Genomic DNA, 15,569 nt, shown 5'->3' on the forward strand with positions numbered 1-15,569 from the left:
CAAGAGAAAGACCATTATACGAAATTCAAATCAGGAAAATATGATTTAGTTGTCATTCATGAAGCAAGTTTACGAACGTATCAGTCTGATCAAATGATTCAACCCGTTACCGATTATATGAAACAAGCAAAGATTAAAGAGGATGACTTCTTAACATCTGGAGTGGACTCTGCCAAAGTCGGCAATAAAATGTACGCCCTTCCGTTAGACATTCATCCACTCACGATGTTTTATAACAAAAATTTAGTTAAATCTATGCCTAAAACATATGCTGATCTCGCACAATTGAATGAACAACTTCAAAAGAAAGATGATCATCTTTACGCGTTCGGTCTTCCATCAAGTGGACTGACACCATTCTATCTAACTGTCGCGGCTGCACAAAATGACATTCAACTCGAACGTGATGGCTACCTTGATTTTGCGCAACCTGCCTATGCAGATGCGCTGATGAAATATCATGATATGGTATTCGTCGATCAAATTTCACCAAAAAAATTAGGTCTAGATGGTGAATTCCAATCTTTCATGAAAACAGCATCGAATAACGCCAATCAGACCGCCGTATCATTTACGGGTCCTTGGTATTATTCGGCAGTCAAGGATAAATACAAAGATCAATTAGGCATTGGACCAATGCCCCTCTTATTCAAATCAAAAGCTACGACAGGGAATGCCCATACGATCGCCGTCAGTTCTTCTGTTCAGGATCAAGAGGTCAAGAAAGGAATCTCTTCTTTCTTCAATTATCTCTACACTCCAAAACACTTAGCCAATTGGGCAGAATCGGGACAAACCCCTTCTCATAAAGAGACGTTAAAATTAATTTCTGAAGATCCATCTCGTTATGCTTTGGCTGCTGAAAATCAAAAGCAGTTAAAGGATTATGTTCGTGCACCCCGAGTCTATCAATTTGATGAACAAATGCGGTATATGAACGAAGTCGTTTTCGCAAAATTAACGAGTGATCGTAATCTGACTAAAGATGCATTGATGACAGAACTGAAAAAAGCGACTCAACATGCTCAAGAGATTGCTCAATCAAAATAAGCTAAAGGAGGAGACCGATGTATTTGACACGACGTTCACGTTGGTTCGGATTGCTATTTTTACTTCCATTCCTCATCTGTTTCGTTTTATTTTGGTTACTTCCGTTAGTTTATGGCATCTGGATGAGTCTACACGATTTCAGACTGTCTTTTGGAGAAAATGGTTTCGTCGGTCTCTCGAACTATCGTGATTTACTTTTTAATGAAACCGTACATCAACGTCTCTTTTTAGCAACATTAACGAACACATTATGGTTCATGTTGTACAGCGTACCGTTACTTGTTATCTGTAGTTTATTGCTTGCGTTATTAATCCGTCATCTTCCACGACGATTTAAAACATTCTTTCGAACGATTTTTTTCATGTCCTACTCAATCTCGGTGACAGCAGTCTCTGCCATTTATCTTTGGTTGTTTGCAACGAATGGTGGATTCATCAATCGATTGTTACTTGATCTCCACTTCATCAACTCACCAGTCAACTGGACGAGTGATCAACCGTTTGCTTGGGTCGTCATCGTCATTGCGACCGTATGGTGGACGGTCGGATTCAACATGTTACTCTTCTTAAATGCACTGGAAGAAGTGGATAACACATTATACGAAGCAGCTAGCTTAGACGGCGCGTCTCCCTGGCATCAGTTTTTAAGGATTACGTTACCGACGATTCGACCGATTACCTTTTTTGTCCTCATTACAACGTTAATCGCTTCTTTTAATTTGTATGGACAGACACTATTGATTACCCGAGGAGGACCAGAGCAATCGACGACCTCTTTAATCATGGGAATCAATACGACTGTATTCGGTCAGAATCAGTTAGGAATGGGAGCAGCGATGGCATTACTAATGGGATTCATTATGATGATCATCACCGGTATGCAGTTCTTTGTATCCTATATGGCAACCAAAAAGGAACCCGTCTTAGCGAAATCCGTTACCCAAAAGAAGACAACATCTTCAGCCACAAACATTACCCTCAAGAGCGATGCTGAAAAGGAGCGGAAGATCACATGAGACACAAAAAAACGACGACGATCTTGTTGTTGATCGTAGCCAGCTTATTATCGATCATTTTTTTACTTCCGCTTGTCTGGATGATATTAACATCTTTTAAAACGTTAAGTGATTCGCTGGAAAGCGCCAGTCTACTACCGAAATCTTGGACGCTTGAAAATTATCGTCTCATCTTAAATGCTAGTAGCGAGTCTCCCTTAATTCGATGGTTGTTAAACACGACAATCGTTACTGTCCTAGGAACATTACTTGTTTTATTTGTCGACGTTTTAGCTGCATACGCTCTAGCACGCCTTCAGATCCCAGGTCGTAAAATCATTCTTGCCATCGTTGTCATCGCTTTGACGATTCCAGGAATCGTGACATTGTTTCCAGCATTTTATCTCTTTAGAGAAGCAGAATTACTTGATTCCTATGTTCCTCTCATCGTGCCCTATGCTGCAGGAACACTGGGTGTTTTTTTGATTTACAACTTTCTACGGACATTTCCGAAAGATTTAGAAGAAGCCGCTTATCTCGATGGAGCGAATCAATGGCAGGTATTGACGAAGGTCATTCTACCTACCTTGCGCCCTATCATCACGACGCTTGGAATCGTCACTTTCCTTGCGATCTATAATGATTTTCTATGGCCATCGCTTGTAACGAATGAAGCAGAAATGAAAACGATGACACTTGGCATCGCTACACTCGTCCAAGGATCAAACTTTGTCAATCCAGCAGCCATGATGGCTTCAACTGTCATCGCAACCTTGCCCGCGCTATTACTCTTCATCTGGGCAAATCGTTATTTCGTCAAGGGAATCACCCATTCCGGTCTAAAATGACCTTAAAGAGGAGTTGCTACATCATGCGAGCATTACGACATGTAAACATGGAACAACGCATGAATGCCGTCCTCGATTGTTTGGCAGCTGCAAAAGACTACCAACGTATCGCCGGACGGCATGATGTATCGTATCAACAATTGTACAACTGGGTTCAGCGCTATGAAAGCGGGGGTATTCCTGCCCTGACCGATCGCCGTGGTCGCAAATTACGAAGCGAACGACTTACTTCGACTCAGCATACGCCTTAAAACGATCAAGGATCGCCTGCCAACCCGCTTGTTGCATTTCAGGCGGGTTGTTTGTTTCAGCGTCAAACGATTCGACGACTTCGGTCTGTTCCCCGTTCCGAGAGAAATCGATCGTCACCTGACGACCATCCTCGAGGACATACGCAATGCGTTCGTAAGGAACGATTGTCTCGTATGTACCCGTGAAATCAAACCCCATGCTACCGTCTTTTGCTTCCATTCGATTCGTAAATTGACCACCAATCCTCAAATCATTCGTTGACGCCGTCGTATGCCAATCGTCAGACGCTGCGTTCCAGCGTTTGATGTCTTCCGGTGCGTTCCAGATCTCCCACACGGTCTCGACTGGACGGTCAATCACAGCTTGAATCGTTAGTTTCGTCATCTTTCTTCCTCCTTACTAATTTGAAGTTCTCTCCTTTTTTCGAGAATACCTAGACAAATTCCTTGTTTTTATCGATTAATTCAGAGGTGATTTTGCGCTCTTTGTTTTCCATACCACAAACAATAGAATCGCCGGAACGAGACAGATGATTGCATCGGTAACGGTCGGTAGGCGTAACGCCGGACTTGTTAAAAAACGAACGCCTTCCACCGTCCAAATTGTTAACATCAAGGCGGTCAATATTCCGAGTCGCCAGCGTCTCGGAATCCGGATCCAGTAAGCGAGTAATCGTTCCGATCGCTTCATTCTCATTCCACCTTTCGAACGGCTTTCAAGAAGCTTTGTTCCGTTTTATAGGAGGCCTCGCGCCACATGAAACGTTTTGTATGCTTGAACGTATTTTTTTCAAACTGGTTCCCCGAACTCGTCTTGAAGTAATGGGCGACACTTAAAGGACCGTCGAATGTGTTTCTGATGATCGTGTTATCATGGACGTCATGCTGGACGAGCAATTGACCACCCTCGAGCCCTTTCGTATCATTCCCGATCAGCTGATTTTGCTCGACCCGGACATGTTTTGTACCGCCCCGCTTCGTGTCATACCCACCGATCGCAATCCCGGTGTAGACGTTTTTCCGTACATCATTCTGACGGACGATGACATCTTCTGCGTACCGTCCGGCATGTTCACTCGTTACCTCGATCCCGATGTCACTCGCTTCGACGAGATTCTTCTCAATTGTTAGGTTTTTCCCACCATCGACATAGATGCCGGCTGCATTGTATTCCTTCCCGTAAGCAGGATTCCCGTAGCTTGACGTCCGGTAGACACGATTTTCCGACACGACGCCTTCACGGACGTAGTCGTCTTTCTTCGATCGAGCGATTCCTTCATATCCGATCAAATCAATGCCGATGTTGTCGTTATCCCGTAAGACATTCTTCGTCACACGGAAATGTTTGACGTTTCCGTTCAATACGAGGGCTTCACTGAAACCAAGGCGATTCTGCTCGACTCGGTTGCCGGTGATCGTCAGGTGACGAATCGCTCCCGTTCCGTAGACGGCGATTCCGTGTGCATTCCCGTCTTTCGCGAGCGTCTTGATGTGGCGGACCGTATTGTTCTTCAACGTGATGTGTGATCCTGATCCTGTAATCAAAATACCGATCGGTGTCGCGTCCGTTCGTTTCGACTGAACGGCTTCGATCGTCAGACCTTGAATTGTTACGTATTTCCGATCCTTGATCTGGATGATTGGTAAGGTGGCGTCCCGATCTTTGATGTTTTTCCCGCTTAACGTGACCTGCTCGTCTTGATAGTTTCGGAAGGAGATCGGGCGTTCTCTCGTTCCGCTCTGTCTAACGTTCAGTGCCTCGTGATACGTTCCCTTTCGCAAGTAGACCGTCGTACCCGCAGTCGCTTTTTGCGTCGCTTGCTGGATTGTTTTAAACGGGTGCTTCAACGTGCCGGTATTTTTATCACTGCCGTTCGGTGCGACGTATAACGATTTTGCCGTCGATTCGGCCTCTTCACCCGTCGAGGCACAACCGACGAGCAGGACGGTTGCTAATAACCATTTGCCTTTCATGATTTCCTCCTTTATTTAGCGAGAACATTGTTGGTATAATCTAGGTATCATTTCTAATTTTTTGAATATTTTAATTTTATCCCGATTCACTATGACTATGGAAAAGAGGAACACGTCATGAAATATGCGCTCTTATTCACCCTTCCCTTCTTGCTTGCTGGTTGCACAACGGAAGCAACCGTCCTTCCAAAAGAAACCGTCAAGATCAAGAAGTCTTCCTTTTCGATCACACCTTCTACCGCGAAGGACGAGTCGCAGCAACAGCAGACATTTTTCTTAACTGGTACACTCGATCGCCCCCTCCAGCTCAAAGCGATTCAATTTGACGATACAGAACCACCAGAGGTGCTGATCGACAAATCGATTCCTGCCGGTACATATGATCGTACGCCGTTCCAGTTGACGTATGATTTGAACCTACTCAACGATTCGCATGCCTTCACCTATTCGCTTGATGCGAAGAATGGTATTCCTGAGACGAAAACGGCCTATACCTTACCTCAAAACGTCCAGACTGACAGCGGTCAATTCAATGATCAAAAACAGACGAATGCTTCGTTCTATCCCTTACTCCTCAAACGCTATACGACAGGAGAATCGATCATCGGTCGCTCAATCGACACGATATCCTCTCCTCACCTAAAGGTCAGAAAACAAGAAGGCGCGATTTTGATCTATTTGGCGAAATCACGATAAGGAGAACGGTGGACCGAGAAAAAGTCCGCCGTTTTTTTAGTCCGCTATGACATGCGACATGTCAGCTTCTAATCGAATCACGGCTTCCCCATCCCTGTATTCGACGATCGTCAAACTCGTTCCATGAATGAACGGCGGATCCCATAAGGTCGCGAACGGCTTACGTTGAAGATATGTCAGCAAGATGTTAAGGAGGATGCCGTGGGTGACGATTAAGATGTTTTCGTCTTCTTCATGATCTGCCAGTCGTTCCAAAAACGATAGAATACGCTCCCGGACCGCGTCAAAGGATTCTCCACTCTCCGGTATGTACGTATGCGGCGTTTGCCAAAATGCAGCATGAGCAAGCGGGTGCGCGACTTCAATTTCCGCCGCCGTCCGCCCTTCCCAGGTCCCCATGTGCATTTCACGCAATCGATCGTCGATGGTGACCGGAATCGCTGGATCGAGATCCATCATTCGAACTGTTTCTCGGACGCGACCAATCGGACTGATATAGAGATGATCCAGATGAATTTCACGTAAGCGGTGACCAAGGTCCCGCGCATTTTGTCTGCCCTTTGCTGTCAGAGGAGAGTCTCCCCAGCCTTGCATTCGTTTTTCTAAGTTCCATTCCGTCTCGCCATGACGCGTAATGTAAAGTGTTGGCATCTGTTCCATCCTTTCGATTTCTAATTTCTTTCAAAAGTGTATCAAACTCTGGCTGCTTTTTCCTGCGACTAGAGAAAACGAATCCAGAAGAGCAATTCACCAATCCGTTCGGTATGATGAAGATAGACCTAAAGGAGGAATTCGATGAATCGCCAAGAGATGATTGACCTTGCCAAACAAATCCGCTCAGATGAGGAACGTCCTCAAGTCACACCTCCGCATCCACCGCAAGCGACCACGACTACGCTACACGTGCCGACTTCAGTCGGAGATGTTCGAGTGTTGCGTCACTCACCGATTGATGCAGTAGAACCGTTACCTGGATTCATCAGTTTCCATGGTGGTGGTTTCATCACCGGAACGCCAGAGATGGATGAACCATGGAATCTGTTTCTCGCTGAGACCGCCAACTGTCATGTTCTCAATATTGAGTATCCGTTAGCGCCGGAACATCCATTTCCTGTTCCAGTCCACGTCGCCTATGAAGTCGTTCAGTGGATTTTCCAACATGCTGATACGCTACGCCTCGATGCTTCACGCATCGCAATCGGAGGGCATAGTGCCGGTGGCAATCTTGCGACTGCCGTATCGTTATGGAACGTCGAGCAGACGCATCCGGTTCCGCTCATCGCTCAAATTCTTGATTATCCTCCGCTTGATCTCGCGACGGATCCCGCGGACAAACCGTTCTTCGAAGAAGCGATACCAGATGAACAGGCACGTCAGTTCAATGCGATGTACATCGCTCGTGCGGAAGACGCGTATCATCACCTCGCTTCGCCACTCTATGCGGCTCAACTCGATGCGTTACCACAGACTCTCGTCCTGACAGCGGAGCACGACTCGCTAGCGCAGGAGGCACGGCAGTATGCGAATCGCCTTCAGGCGGCAGGTGTCGTTGTTGAGCACCAGGAATTCGCTGGTCAAGCTCATGCCTTTACACACCACGGTGACTTAGACGTGGCGTTTCAGGCTTGGCACCGTATCGCGGATTACCTCAAGTCCGTCTATCGTTCGTAAGTATAAGAGGCTGACTCAAAAATCCGTTTCCATAAAGGTAAGGGTGGCAGAATGATGATCTGCCACCCTTACCTCGTAACAAAAAGAATGACGCGTTTCACGCAACTCCTACAGGAAAATACGCCTCTTTGCGCTGTCAGAGACAAATAAGATCTGCTTTCTTGCTTGAATAAGGCAGAAAAGCTCCTTGTGTCTCGCCTGAGGGAAGGGCGTGAACAGATGCGTCGTTCTTTTTTGGAGTCAGCCTCTTTGTCTATTCAGTCTGCTTAATTGTTTACTCAGTGAGAAGCGAGTCAATCGGACTTTCTGGTGATCGCTGAATCAACCGCATGGTTGTCTCTTCCGGTCGATCACTGACGATCCACATCACGTCTGTTCCGTTTTGGTAGGCAAGATTAAGCTGTTTCCCTTGCTTTTGAACGTGTACCTTCAATCCGTTGATGGTACGTAGCCGTTTTCCAAATCGTGCCGGAATCTGCTCACTTTTCAGTCGTGTCTCCATTACCGTATAATGACGATTCGTTACAAGTTGCGTCGTCATTTTTTTCTTGTTTCCTTCCCACGCTAGACTCCCTTCGATCGACTCGCCTTTCGTGGATTGATCTCGAATGAGATCCATCGAACTGCGTAACATCCAGTTCGACTTCTTTTCATAAATCATCAGCGAATCGTATCGTCCATCGATTACGCTTGCTAGCAGTAAATTATAGTCACCGAATCGCGCGTCCACTCGGAAATCGTCTTGCTTTAACGTATAGGTGGACTTGTCACTCAAGTCATATTTAAACTGATGTTCGGCCGTCTCTACAGCAGTCGGATAAGAGCCACTGTCGAACAAACTCGTACCATCAACGTGAATCTTTTCTTTCACCTCGACATTATTTTCCGGTGCGCACCCGCTGAGAAAAAGGAGTCCTAACATGAAAAGAGTGATCTGTTTTTTAGGTTTGATTCGTTTGATCGTTTAATCTCCCTCTTATTTCATGTACATATATGTAGACCTGGGTCGTCTTGCCATCCTTTTTCGATCACACGTCGCTGAAAAATCGAATGACGCGCGGTACCGATTTGAAAAAGTGGCGTTGGTCGAATGATGCGATCAGCGAAATCGTTCGCACCATAAGGAAGATACAATTCGAAGTCTGGTCGTTTCGTCACTCCGATCGACGTGACGGTCTCGGGGAACTGTAAAATCGCATCCTTCGCGGACTTATATGGTGGTAATCCATTGATCAGATGCATGCGCGCTTGATTTTTAACGGACCACGGTATATCCGACAAGCGTCTTAGCTGCCCTTCATGACGCTTTTCCGTTACCTCCGAAAGATCGATAGGATCGAAATAAACGATATCGATATCCGGTCGTTCATATCGATTCTCCTCCCATACGATAGAGCGGACATATCCCGCGCACATCCACCAATCAGGTAATTCTAATGTTGCCACTAGCGTTAACATCTCTTGTAACTCAAGATCGTCTAGTAGTCGTTGATTAATCTCTTCTTCACTCAATCTCGTCTCCTCCGATTCGTAGGACGATTTTTCCTTGATACTGTCGAGATTCCATCAACCGATGCGCTTTTTGCACTTCCTCTAATGGGAACTCATGAATCATTGGCATCTTCAATTTATTTTCTTCAAACAACGTCAAGACATAGGATGCAGCAGTTCGAATACGTTCTGGATCCAGTTGACGTGTCGTGCCAAGACTAAATCCACGAATCGTCCGGCAACTCGCATGAACGTCTGTCGTCGAGAGTTCACCCGCTTCTCCACTACTATTACCGAATTGTACGAGTGTTCCGTAATACGCGAGACAGTCAAGACTTTTTCGTGTCACGTAACCCGCGACAGAGTCAAAGATAACATCCGCTCCCTTATCGACCGTCAATTCCTTCACTTTTTCAGAAAAATCATTATATGTAAAGACATTCTGAATACCAAGTGCACGAACATAAGGTATTTTATCAGCATGTCCAACAGTAGCAATCAATCGTGTCATTCCTTTTAATCGCGCCAATTGAATCAACATCGATCCGACACCTCCAGCGGCACTGTGGATGACGATTGTATCCTTCAGTTTCACTTGTGCGATCTGCGTCAACAATATCTCGCTTAAAATCGAAGTCAACATTCCTGCAGCAGCATCACGTAATGAAATCGTTTCAGGTAAACTGTAAACTAACCGTTCGTCGGCACGGACTACTTCCTTATATGATCCATCTAATACAAATGCCATGACTCGATCCCCTACTTTGATCGCGGAAGATGGATCCGCATCGACGACGATACCTGACACATCCACTCCGAGAACAAATGGAAAGGTTCCAGTCGCCTTGCCACCACGTCGTTGTTTGATATCCGTGAAATTGACTCCGGTCCATACCGCACGAATTAAGACTTCTCCAGATTGTCGAATCGGCATCACGACATCATCCATCTGTAGCACGTTTACATCACCGTATTGTTTTTGAATGACTGCTCTCATAATTCTTCCCCTTTCACTTCACTAAGGTTATTTTACCTTATTTTATCAATCGGGTAACCGTTTCCTTATTTTTACACTATTTTCTCCATTTAGCTTGTTTCCATTCCTTGTAAATAGTATATTTTATATAAATATTCTGACTATTCTATCGAAAAGGAGTGTTTTTATGCCACAAGCTCGTAAAGCGATTCCCCTAGTAATTACTTCTCTTGCCCTGATCGGTGGTGGCGGTTGGTATTGGTCATCCCATCAGGAGAAACCTATCAATGTCTCATCACAAACAAAATTAGCTGGTGTAAACGAGACGCAGGAGAATCGCATCTTAAACATTGACGAGTTGATGAAACAGGGACTCGTCAAGACATATCCGGGTGATCCTAAACTAAAAGCGAAGACATTCCGTGCCGAGGCACTTCTTTCCTCTCCTCCAAAAGAATTAAACCTGAAAGATAAACCAGGTTATCGTTATGTCACGATTCCGCTCGTCATGCATGACACGTCCGATAATTTCGGAGCTTACAGTGTCTATAAACCAAATTTATTCGTTCTCAATGATGGCAAAGGACACGAGTACGACGTCGTCGATTACGTCAATCATAATCCGAAGGCGTGGAAGAACAGTCATCAATATTATTCTCCACATCGCGCTCAAATCGATTTAGTCTATCAAGTACCAGAAGAAGCGAAGACGTTCGTCTTATTCGCTGCTTCCGACGCATTCCCGAAAACGCATACGATTAAAATCGAACTGTGATCCATTGCGCTTGCATGAATGTGCAAGCGTTTTTTACATAAGAATACGATGAGAAAGGATGTATGGTATCATGCTACGTTTCATCTGGAATTCGTGGTGGCGCAACAAGGAACGATTCATTTTATTACTCGTCGGCGTTCTCGTCGTCAGTACCGGTTTGAGTTATTTGATCGGGACGACACAAGCAAATAACGGAACAGTCGTCGACGAACTGCAAAAACGTTGGAAGTCTTCCTACGATATCGTCGTGCGTCCCCCAAATAGCCGAAGCGTGACGGAAGACCTCAAACTACTCGAACCGAACTATATGAGTAGTCTAGATGGTGGAATCACGATGAAGCAATATAAGACGATCCAAGATATCTCGGACGTCGAAGTCGCAGCTCCGATTGCGATGATTGGAAACCACTCTACAAATGCACCTGTTGGTACGCATCGGTTTGACGATTACGGTGTCTATAAGTTGACGATCACCGATAAACAGAATACCGGCTTGAACGTCGAAAAGTACTCTACCGTTAATTATCTCGCTGCCGGATGGACACCAGATGAAAATGCAACACGTTCCGGCGTCTCACCTGCTGTTTTGGGTGAAGATCCCTTATTAGAATTCGGAAGTGCGACGATGGTTGCCGGAATTGATCCCGAAGCAGAAGCCCGCTTGATCGGACTAGATAACGCGACGATCAGCGGAAAACATAGTCGCTACTTTAACAAACAAGACAAAGCAAACGTCGTCGATCCTGAACTCGGAACGGTTGAGATGCCTATTTTGATGAGCGAACGGGAATACGTCGATGCGTCACGGACGTATACGTATGAGAAAATAGACCTCCCGCTTATTAATGACTCGATACAAGAGACGATTCAAGATGTTACGAAGCGTGGTGGTGCAAAGTTTCTAAATACGCTACAGACGACTGACGATCCTGCAAAGACGTATTCAGTCACAACGCAGGACGTTCAAAAAACACTGCTAAAACAGATCATGACGGACTCGTTTCCTGAGCTGCCGTCAGGAAATTCCGAATGGCTGATCCTAAAGCCGTCACCGATTAGTTATCAGTCTATCTCTAGCCCCTTTGCGTCGCGCTGGCCGTTCAGTTACCAAGTTGAACCGAAGAAAGTCGATCCGGATTCGTTACTAGCAAAACGGACGATGTACCGGGAAGCACGCATGTTTGGGAAGACGAGTGATGATTGGCCAAGAGTTCGCTTAAACTACATCGGAGTCTTCAATCCAAAGAAATTGAATATATCGAAGGATCCCTTGACGGAACTACCGATGGAAACGTATTTCCCTGCAAAGGCGCAATGGGTCATGGATAAGAATGATCGTCCGGTTAACCCCGTCAAGGATGTCAAACCGACGAATGATCCGTATGACTTCCTGACGAAACCCCCTTCGATGTTGACGACGCTTGATGCCGCCTTCAAGATTCGCGGCGAAAAAGCGATCTCTGTCATTCGTGTCAATGTCAAAGGCGTCGATCAGATGAATGCAGCGAGTGAGCAAAAGCTCCAAGACGTCGCGAACGAAATTGAGGAGAAGACCGGTCTGATCACGGACATCACACTTGGTTCCTCTCCGCAGCTCGCTTTGACGTACTTACCAGGACTTGAAAAACAATCGGCCCTCGGTTGGGTCCAACAACCATGGATCAAACTCGGTTCTTCAATGACGATTTTCCAAGAGGCGAAGGTCGGCATGTCTGGCGTCATCGCTAGCGTCATCGCGGTTGCGCTCGTCTATGTCTTTAGTTCAAATATCATTCTACTCTATGCACGCAAAAAGGAATTCGCGATTCTATTGTCTCTCGGCTGGCGTCCGCGTCAACTCTCGAAGTTGCTGTTCCTTGAAGCGACGCTACTCGGATCTCTCGTAGCGTTAATCGCTTGGTCGATTCTTGGTACGTTTTGGTTAACGACTGATCATCCGATCGCTTTAGAACGAATTCTGTTAATCGGTCTTGCTGGTCTACTCATTTACTGGGGTGGGACGCTCGTTCCGATGGCATTGATCCGTAGAATCAAACCATATGAGAGCATGCGATCCGGTGAAGTCTCTCGTTCGCGCCGATTCGTTCGGTCACAATCGATTCTTGGTATGAGCATGAACCAACTCTTTACGTACTGGCAACGAACAATCCTTTCGATTATCGCGATCGCCTTGCCGACGAGTCTGTTCATCTTCTTCCTCTTCGTGACATTCCGCTTAAAAGGGGTGCTCTATGCGACGTGGCTTGGTGAATATGTCGCCTTAGAAGTCGGCACGATGCATTATGTCGCGATGGGTGTTGCCCTATTGATCGCCATCTTGACGACGACGGAAATTCTTTGGCAAAACGTCAATGAACGTCGCAGTCAACTCGCTGTCTTAAAAGCGACAGGGTGGCAAGACGGGTTGATTCGACGCCTCGTCTTATTAGAAGGTTTGCTGACAGGGTTACTAGCTGGAATCGTCGGACTTCTGTTTGCGCTAGTGATGATTTGGCAAGTATACCGCCAATTCCCGACGACGGAACTCGGTTTCTTGTCTGCAACGATTCTCATTCCCCTGCTGACAGGGATCATCGGTGCGATTTTACCAGCACAGCGCGCTGTCCGTATCGTTCCGAATGCTGCAATCAGCAGCGTCAATGCTAACTCAAAAGAAACCGAACGACGCTTTAAACTTGCTCTTTCATCTATCGGAGCCGTGTTATTCGTCGGTGTCCTTTCCCTCTTCCTGTTTGCAACGAATGAACAACCTGCCAAACAGAAGTCTGTTGCGAAAGCTCCAAAAGTCATCACGACGGGAAGCAAAATTTCCGATGGTCTTACGGGTGCAAAGCGACAGCTCGAGACGACGAAAAAAGAATCATCCGGTGTCATCGAAGAGACGATGGCAAAAGGAACGATTAAGACGTTCCCAGGAGATCCGGCTGTTAAAGATACAAGTTTCTGGATCGGAAAATTGTTGAAGCAACCGCCTGCTTCCCTGAAACTAAAAGAGAAAGAGGGGTATCAGTACATCACGGTTCCGACGTTTTATCAAGATCTCTACTATCGAGATGCTGGGGAGGAAAGTTACTATTTCCCGAATCGTTTCCAAGTGACGGGAGTCAGTGGTGTCTATGAACCGATTGATTATGAAAACAAAAACGAAAAAACATGGAAACAGGGTATGAAGTATGTTGCACCGGGTCGGTCACATGTGAACCTTGTCTATCAAGTACCTGCAGATGAGACAGAATTCGTCATGTTCGTCTCAGGGGCTATTTTCGCAAAGACGATTACCGTTAAAATTGATTTAAAGAAATGACCGAAGACAGCTCGTTCTCAACGTATGCCACCATACGTTCGAACGAGCTGTTTTTAAATGCGTATCAACACAATACCGCTAAGCATGACAAGTAGACTGACGATCTGCACACCTGTGACCGGTTGTTTCTTTGCACCGAACCAGCCGAAACGGTCAATCAATAGGCTGCCGGTCAGAAGACCGATCGTGACGATGACGACAGCGAGTCCTGTACCAACGAGCGGAACGATGAAGGCATTACCGGCAACGAACAACGCACCGATCAATCCCCCGATCCAAATCCAAGCAGGTAAGGGTTGCGAACGATCGATGTGCCATTTCGTTCGGAGGATCAGATTCAGTAATAACAAGGTGATCGTACCGATGACGAATGAAATCAAGGCACCTTTGACGGCTGACCCGAGAACACTACCGAGATGACCATTGATTGCTGTCTGGGCAGCACTCATCATACCGGTTAGAATTCCGAGCAGACGCCAGATAAACAATGAGTTTTCTGATGATGTCATCTGTTGCTTGCGCCGTCGTGCGAAATAGTCACCAAGCGCGACCGTTCCAACGACACCGAGTAACACAAGCACTGCGCCGATGACTCGTGTCAGTGAGAGTGAGGTGACCGTTGACTCAAACAATCCGAAATGATCGATCAACAGTCCCATGATGACCTGACCGAAAATGGGCATGATGACCGTTTGTACGCCTCCGAGTCGCGGAAACAGCAGGATGTTCCCAGTCAAATAGATGACGCCAAGCAGTCCCCCAACCCAAATCCAGAACGGTTCATCGGCAGTAGCCATAAGACCTGTGAGATTCCCATCGACGACCAACACCAGAATCAGTAAGAAGAGTGAGCCGATCGAAAAGGAAATCAGCGAAGCGAGGAACGGCGAACCGACAACGCCCCGCAGCCGTGTATTAACACTCGTTTGAACTGGTACGAGCAGACCGATGATAAATCCAATGATGATAGCAAGCATACGAGGACCTCCTTCTTCATGTGCCCCTTCATCATACGGCAGTCGAACACGCTGAAGCGACCGGAATGCTCAAAAAGGAGCCGGTGCATCGACCGGCTCCACGGATTAGATCTTTTTCCACGACTTCGGATACATCCGCAGTTCCTTCTTCGTTGGATGCTCAGCATCGAGACGTTTTCCGTTTCGTTCAAGCAACATATCGGATACGAGCAAAACAATCGCAAGAACGACATAGACAGTAAAACTGAGGAAGAATGGCAAGTCGAATACGATGATCAGCGGGAAGAATAATCCCATTAAGATGACGAACAAAAAATCGGTCACATACTGCCATTGAATGATTTTTTTCATCTGTGGTTCTACCGTTAATGCCATATCACGTTCGACTTCTTGCGAGTGAATCCGCGCAATCCACACTAGTGCTACAAGTAAAAAGAACAATGGCCAGTACACGTCCCGATTGGCGACGACTAATAAGATACTGACCCCGTACAGCAACGAGCTGTATAAACGTGGTTTGACGAGTTGACGCTTTTCTTCTTGAATGAACGTGATGCGTTC

Annotated in this window: 17 protein-coding genes; 8 read left to right on the forward strand and 9 right to left on the reverse strand. The window is 46.2% G+C overall.

Features of this window, described 5'->3' with window-relative positions:
* The 4 genes from F8N00_RS08765 to F8N00_RS08780 all read left to right on the forward strand — a co-directional run.
* On the forward strand, positions 1-1,050 hold a 1,050-nt coding region (locus tag F8N00_RS08765; RefSeq protein WP_421018048.1), incomplete at its 5' end, for a hypothetical protein.
* A gap of 17 nt (positions 1,051-1,067) precedes the next feature.
* Positions 1,068-2,066, forward strand: coding sequence for a carbohydrate ABC transporter permease (locus F8N00_RS08770; RefSeq protein ID WP_421018049.1), 999 nt, complete (start codon positions 1,068-1,070; stop codon positions 2,064-2,066).
* Positions 2,063-2,893, forward strand: coding sequence for a carbohydrate ABC transporter permease (locus F8N00_RS08775; protein ID WP_058704674.1), 831 nt, complete (start codon positions 2,063-2,065; stop codon positions 2,891-2,893). The genes F8N00_RS08770 and F8N00_RS08775 overlap by 4 nt, the downstream gene beginning before the upstream one ends.
* Before the next feature lie 23 nt (positions 2,894-2,916).
* Positions 2,917-3,144, forward strand: coding sequence for a helix-turn-helix domain-containing protein (locus F8N00_RS08780; protein ID WP_075642412.1), 228 nt, complete (start codon positions 2,917-2,919; stop codon positions 3,142-3,144).
* Here the strand turns inward: F8N00_RS08780 and F8N00_RS08785 are convergent.
* The 3 genes from F8N00_RS08785 to F8N00_RS08795 form a co-directional block, all read right to left on the reverse strand.
* Complete coding sequence (locus tag F8N00_RS08785; RefSeq protein WP_075642413.1) at positions 3,119-3,529, reverse strand: SRPBCC family protein; 411 nt, start codon at positions 3,527-3,529, stop codon at positions 3,119-3,121. The genes F8N00_RS08780 and F8N00_RS08785 overlap by 26 nt on opposite strands.
* A 75-nt stretch (positions 3,530-3,604) precedes the next feature.
* Positions 3,605-3,835, reverse strand: a complete 231-nt coding sequence (locus tag F8N00_RS08790; protein WP_174316368.1) for a hypothetical protein — start codon at positions 3,833-3,835, stop codon at positions 3,605-3,607.
* A gap of 2 nt (positions 3,836-3,837) precedes the next feature.
* Positions 3,838-5,118 carry a right-handed parallel beta-helix repeat-containing protein gene (locus F8N00_RS08795; protein WP_421018050.1) on the reverse strand — a complete coding sequence of 427 codons (1,281 nt, stop codon included), beginning with the start codon at positions 5,116-5,118 and terminating at the stop codon, positions 3,838-3,840.
* 117 nt (positions 5,119-5,235) lie between these two features.
* Here F8N00_RS08795 and F8N00_RS08800 point away from each other — a divergent pair, with 117 nt between their 5' ends.
* Positions 5,236-5,814, forward strand: coding sequence for a hypothetical protein (locus tag F8N00_RS08800; protein WP_035397151.1), 579 nt, complete (start codon positions 5,236-5,238; stop codon positions 5,812-5,814).
* 36 nt (positions 5,815-5,850) lie between these two features.
* Here F8N00_RS08800 and F8N00_RS08805 read toward each other — a convergent pair whose 3' ends face one another.
* Positions 5,851-6,465, reverse strand: a complete 615-nt coding sequence (locus tag F8N00_RS08805) for a histidine phosphatase family protein (RefSeq protein ID WP_421018051.1) — start codon at positions 6,463-6,465, stop codon at positions 5,851-5,853.
* A 144-nt stretch (positions 6,466-6,609) separates the two neighbouring features.
* On the opposite strand from F8N00_RS08805, the gene F8N00_RS08810 reads away from it, so the two are divergent.
* Entirely contained in the window at positions 6,610-7,485 is an 876-nt protein-coding gene (locus F8N00_RS08810; protein ID WP_421018052.1) for an alpha/beta hydrolase, read from the forward strand.
* 274 nt (positions 7,486-7,759) lie between these two features.
* On the opposite strand, the gene F8N00_RS08815 is transcribed toward F8N00_RS08810, so the two are convergent.
* From F8N00_RS08815 to F8N00_RS08825, 3 genes are all read right to left on the reverse strand, one after another.
* Positions 7,760-8,356: a hypothetical protein gene (locus tag F8N00_RS08815; RefSeq protein ID WP_421018053.1), complete on the reverse strand. Its 597-nt coding sequence runs from the start codon at positions 8,354-8,356 to the stop codon at positions 7,760-7,762.
* A 110-nt stretch (positions 8,357-8,466) separates the two neighbouring features.
* Positions 8,467-8,997 carry a nucleotidyltransferase family protein gene (locus tag F8N00_RS08820; protein ID WP_035397146.1) on the reverse strand — a complete coding sequence of 177 codons (531 nt, stop codon included), beginning with the start codon at positions 8,995-8,997 and terminating at the stop codon, positions 8,467-8,469.
* Positions 8,990-9,973 carry a quinone oxidoreductase family protein gene (locus tag F8N00_RS08825; protein ID WP_055968304.1) on the reverse strand — a complete coding sequence of 328 codons (984 nt, stop codon included), beginning with the start codon at positions 9,971-9,973 and terminating at the stop codon, positions 8,990-8,992. Before F8N00_RS08825 ends, F8N00_RS08820 begins: the two co-directional genes overlap by 8 nt.
* Positions 9,974-10,139: 166 nt before the next feature.
* On the opposite strand from F8N00_RS08825, the gene F8N00_RS08830 reads away from it, so the two are divergent.
* The gene (locus tag F8N00_RS08830; RefSeq protein WP_023468443.1) at positions 10,140-10,727 is read left to right on the forward strand and encodes a hypothetical protein; all 588 of its coding nucleotides are present in this window, start codon (positions 10,140-10,142) and stop codon (positions 10,725-10,727) included.
* 70 nt (positions 10,728-10,797) lie between these two features.
* Positions 10,798-14,031, forward strand: coding sequence for an FtsX-like permease family protein (locus tag F8N00_RS08835; protein ID WP_421018054.1), 3,234 nt, complete (start codon positions 10,798-10,800; stop codon positions 14,029-14,031).
* Positions 14,032-14,084: 53 nt separating this feature from the next.
* Here F8N00_RS08835 and F8N00_RS08840 read toward each other — a convergent pair whose 3' ends face one another.
* Together F8N00_RS08840 and F8N00_RS08845 are read right to left on the reverse strand one after the other, a co-directional pair.
* Positions 14,085-15,008, reverse strand: coding sequence for a DMT family transporter (locus F8N00_RS08840; protein WP_075642422.1), 924 nt, complete (start codon positions 15,006-15,008; stop codon positions 14,085-14,087).
* Positions 15,009-15,113: 105 nt separating this feature from the next.
* The coding region (locus tag F8N00_RS08845) for a hypothetical protein (protein ID WP_421018055.1) at positions 15,114-15,569 on the reverse strand (456 nt) is incomplete at its 5' end.

The organism is Exiguobacterium sp. A1_3_1 (genome assembly GCF_048985645.1).
Taxonomy (GTDB): Bacteria; Bacillota; Bacilli; order Exiguobacteriales; family Exiguobacteriaceae; genus Exiguobacterium_A; species Exiguobacterium_A indicum.

What these genes read in the sequence shown, in the direction of transcription:
- F8N00_RS08770 (WP_421018049.1), top strand. Translation starts at nt 1,068, where the DNA reads ATGTATTTGACACGACGTTCACGTTGGTTCGGATTGCTATTTTTACTT.
- F8N00_RS08775 (WP_058704674.1), top strand. Translation starts at nt 2,063, where the DNA reads ATGAGACACAAAAAAACGACGACGATCTTGTTGTTGATCGTAGCCAGC.
- F8N00_RS08780 (WP_075642412.1), top strand. Translation starts at nt 2,917, where the DNA reads ATGCGAGCATTACGACATGTAAACATGGAACAACGCATGAATGCCGTC.
- F8N00_RS08785 (WP_075642413.1), bottom strand. Translation starts at nt 3,529, where the DNA reads ATGACGAAACTAACGATTCAAGCTGTGATTGACCGTCCAGTCGAGACC.
- F8N00_RS08790 (WP_174316368.1), bottom strand. Translation starts at nt 3,835, where the DNA reads ATGAAGCGATCGGAACGATTACTCGCTTACTGGATCCGGATTCCGAGA.
- F8N00_RS08795 (WP_421018050.1), bottom strand. Translation starts at nt 5,118, where the DNA reads ATGAAAGGCAAATGGTTATTAGCAACCGTCCTGCTCGTCGGTTGTGCC.
- F8N00_RS08800 (WP_035397151.1), top strand. Translation starts at nt 5,236, where the DNA reads ATGAAATATGCGCTCTTATTCACCCTTCCCTTCTTGCTTGCTGGTTGC.
- F8N00_RS08805 (WP_421018051.1), bottom strand. Translation starts at nt 6,465, where the DNA reads ATGCCAACACTTTACATTACGCGTCATGGCGAGACGGAATGGAACTTA.
- F8N00_RS08810 (WP_421018052.1), top strand. Translation starts at nt 6,610, where the DNA reads ATGAATCGCCAAGAGATGATTGACCTTGCCAAACAAATCCGCTCAGAT.
- F8N00_RS08825 (WP_055968304.1), bottom strand. Translation starts at nt 9,973, where the DNA reads ATGAGAGCAGTCATTCAAAAACAATACGGTGATGTAAACGTGCTACAG.
- F8N00_RS08830 (WP_023468443.1), top strand. Translation starts at nt 10,140, where the DNA reads ATGCCACAAGCTCGTAAAGCGATTCCCCTAGTAATTACTTCTCTTGCC.
- F8N00_RS08835 (WP_421018054.1), top strand. Translation starts at nt 10,798, where the DNA reads ATGCTACGTTTCATCTGGAATTCGTGGTGGCGCAACAAGGAACGATTC.
- F8N00_RS08840 (WP_075642422.1), bottom strand. Translation starts at nt 15,008, where the DNA reads ATGCTTGCTATCATCATTGGATTTATCATCGGTCTGCTCGTACCAGTT.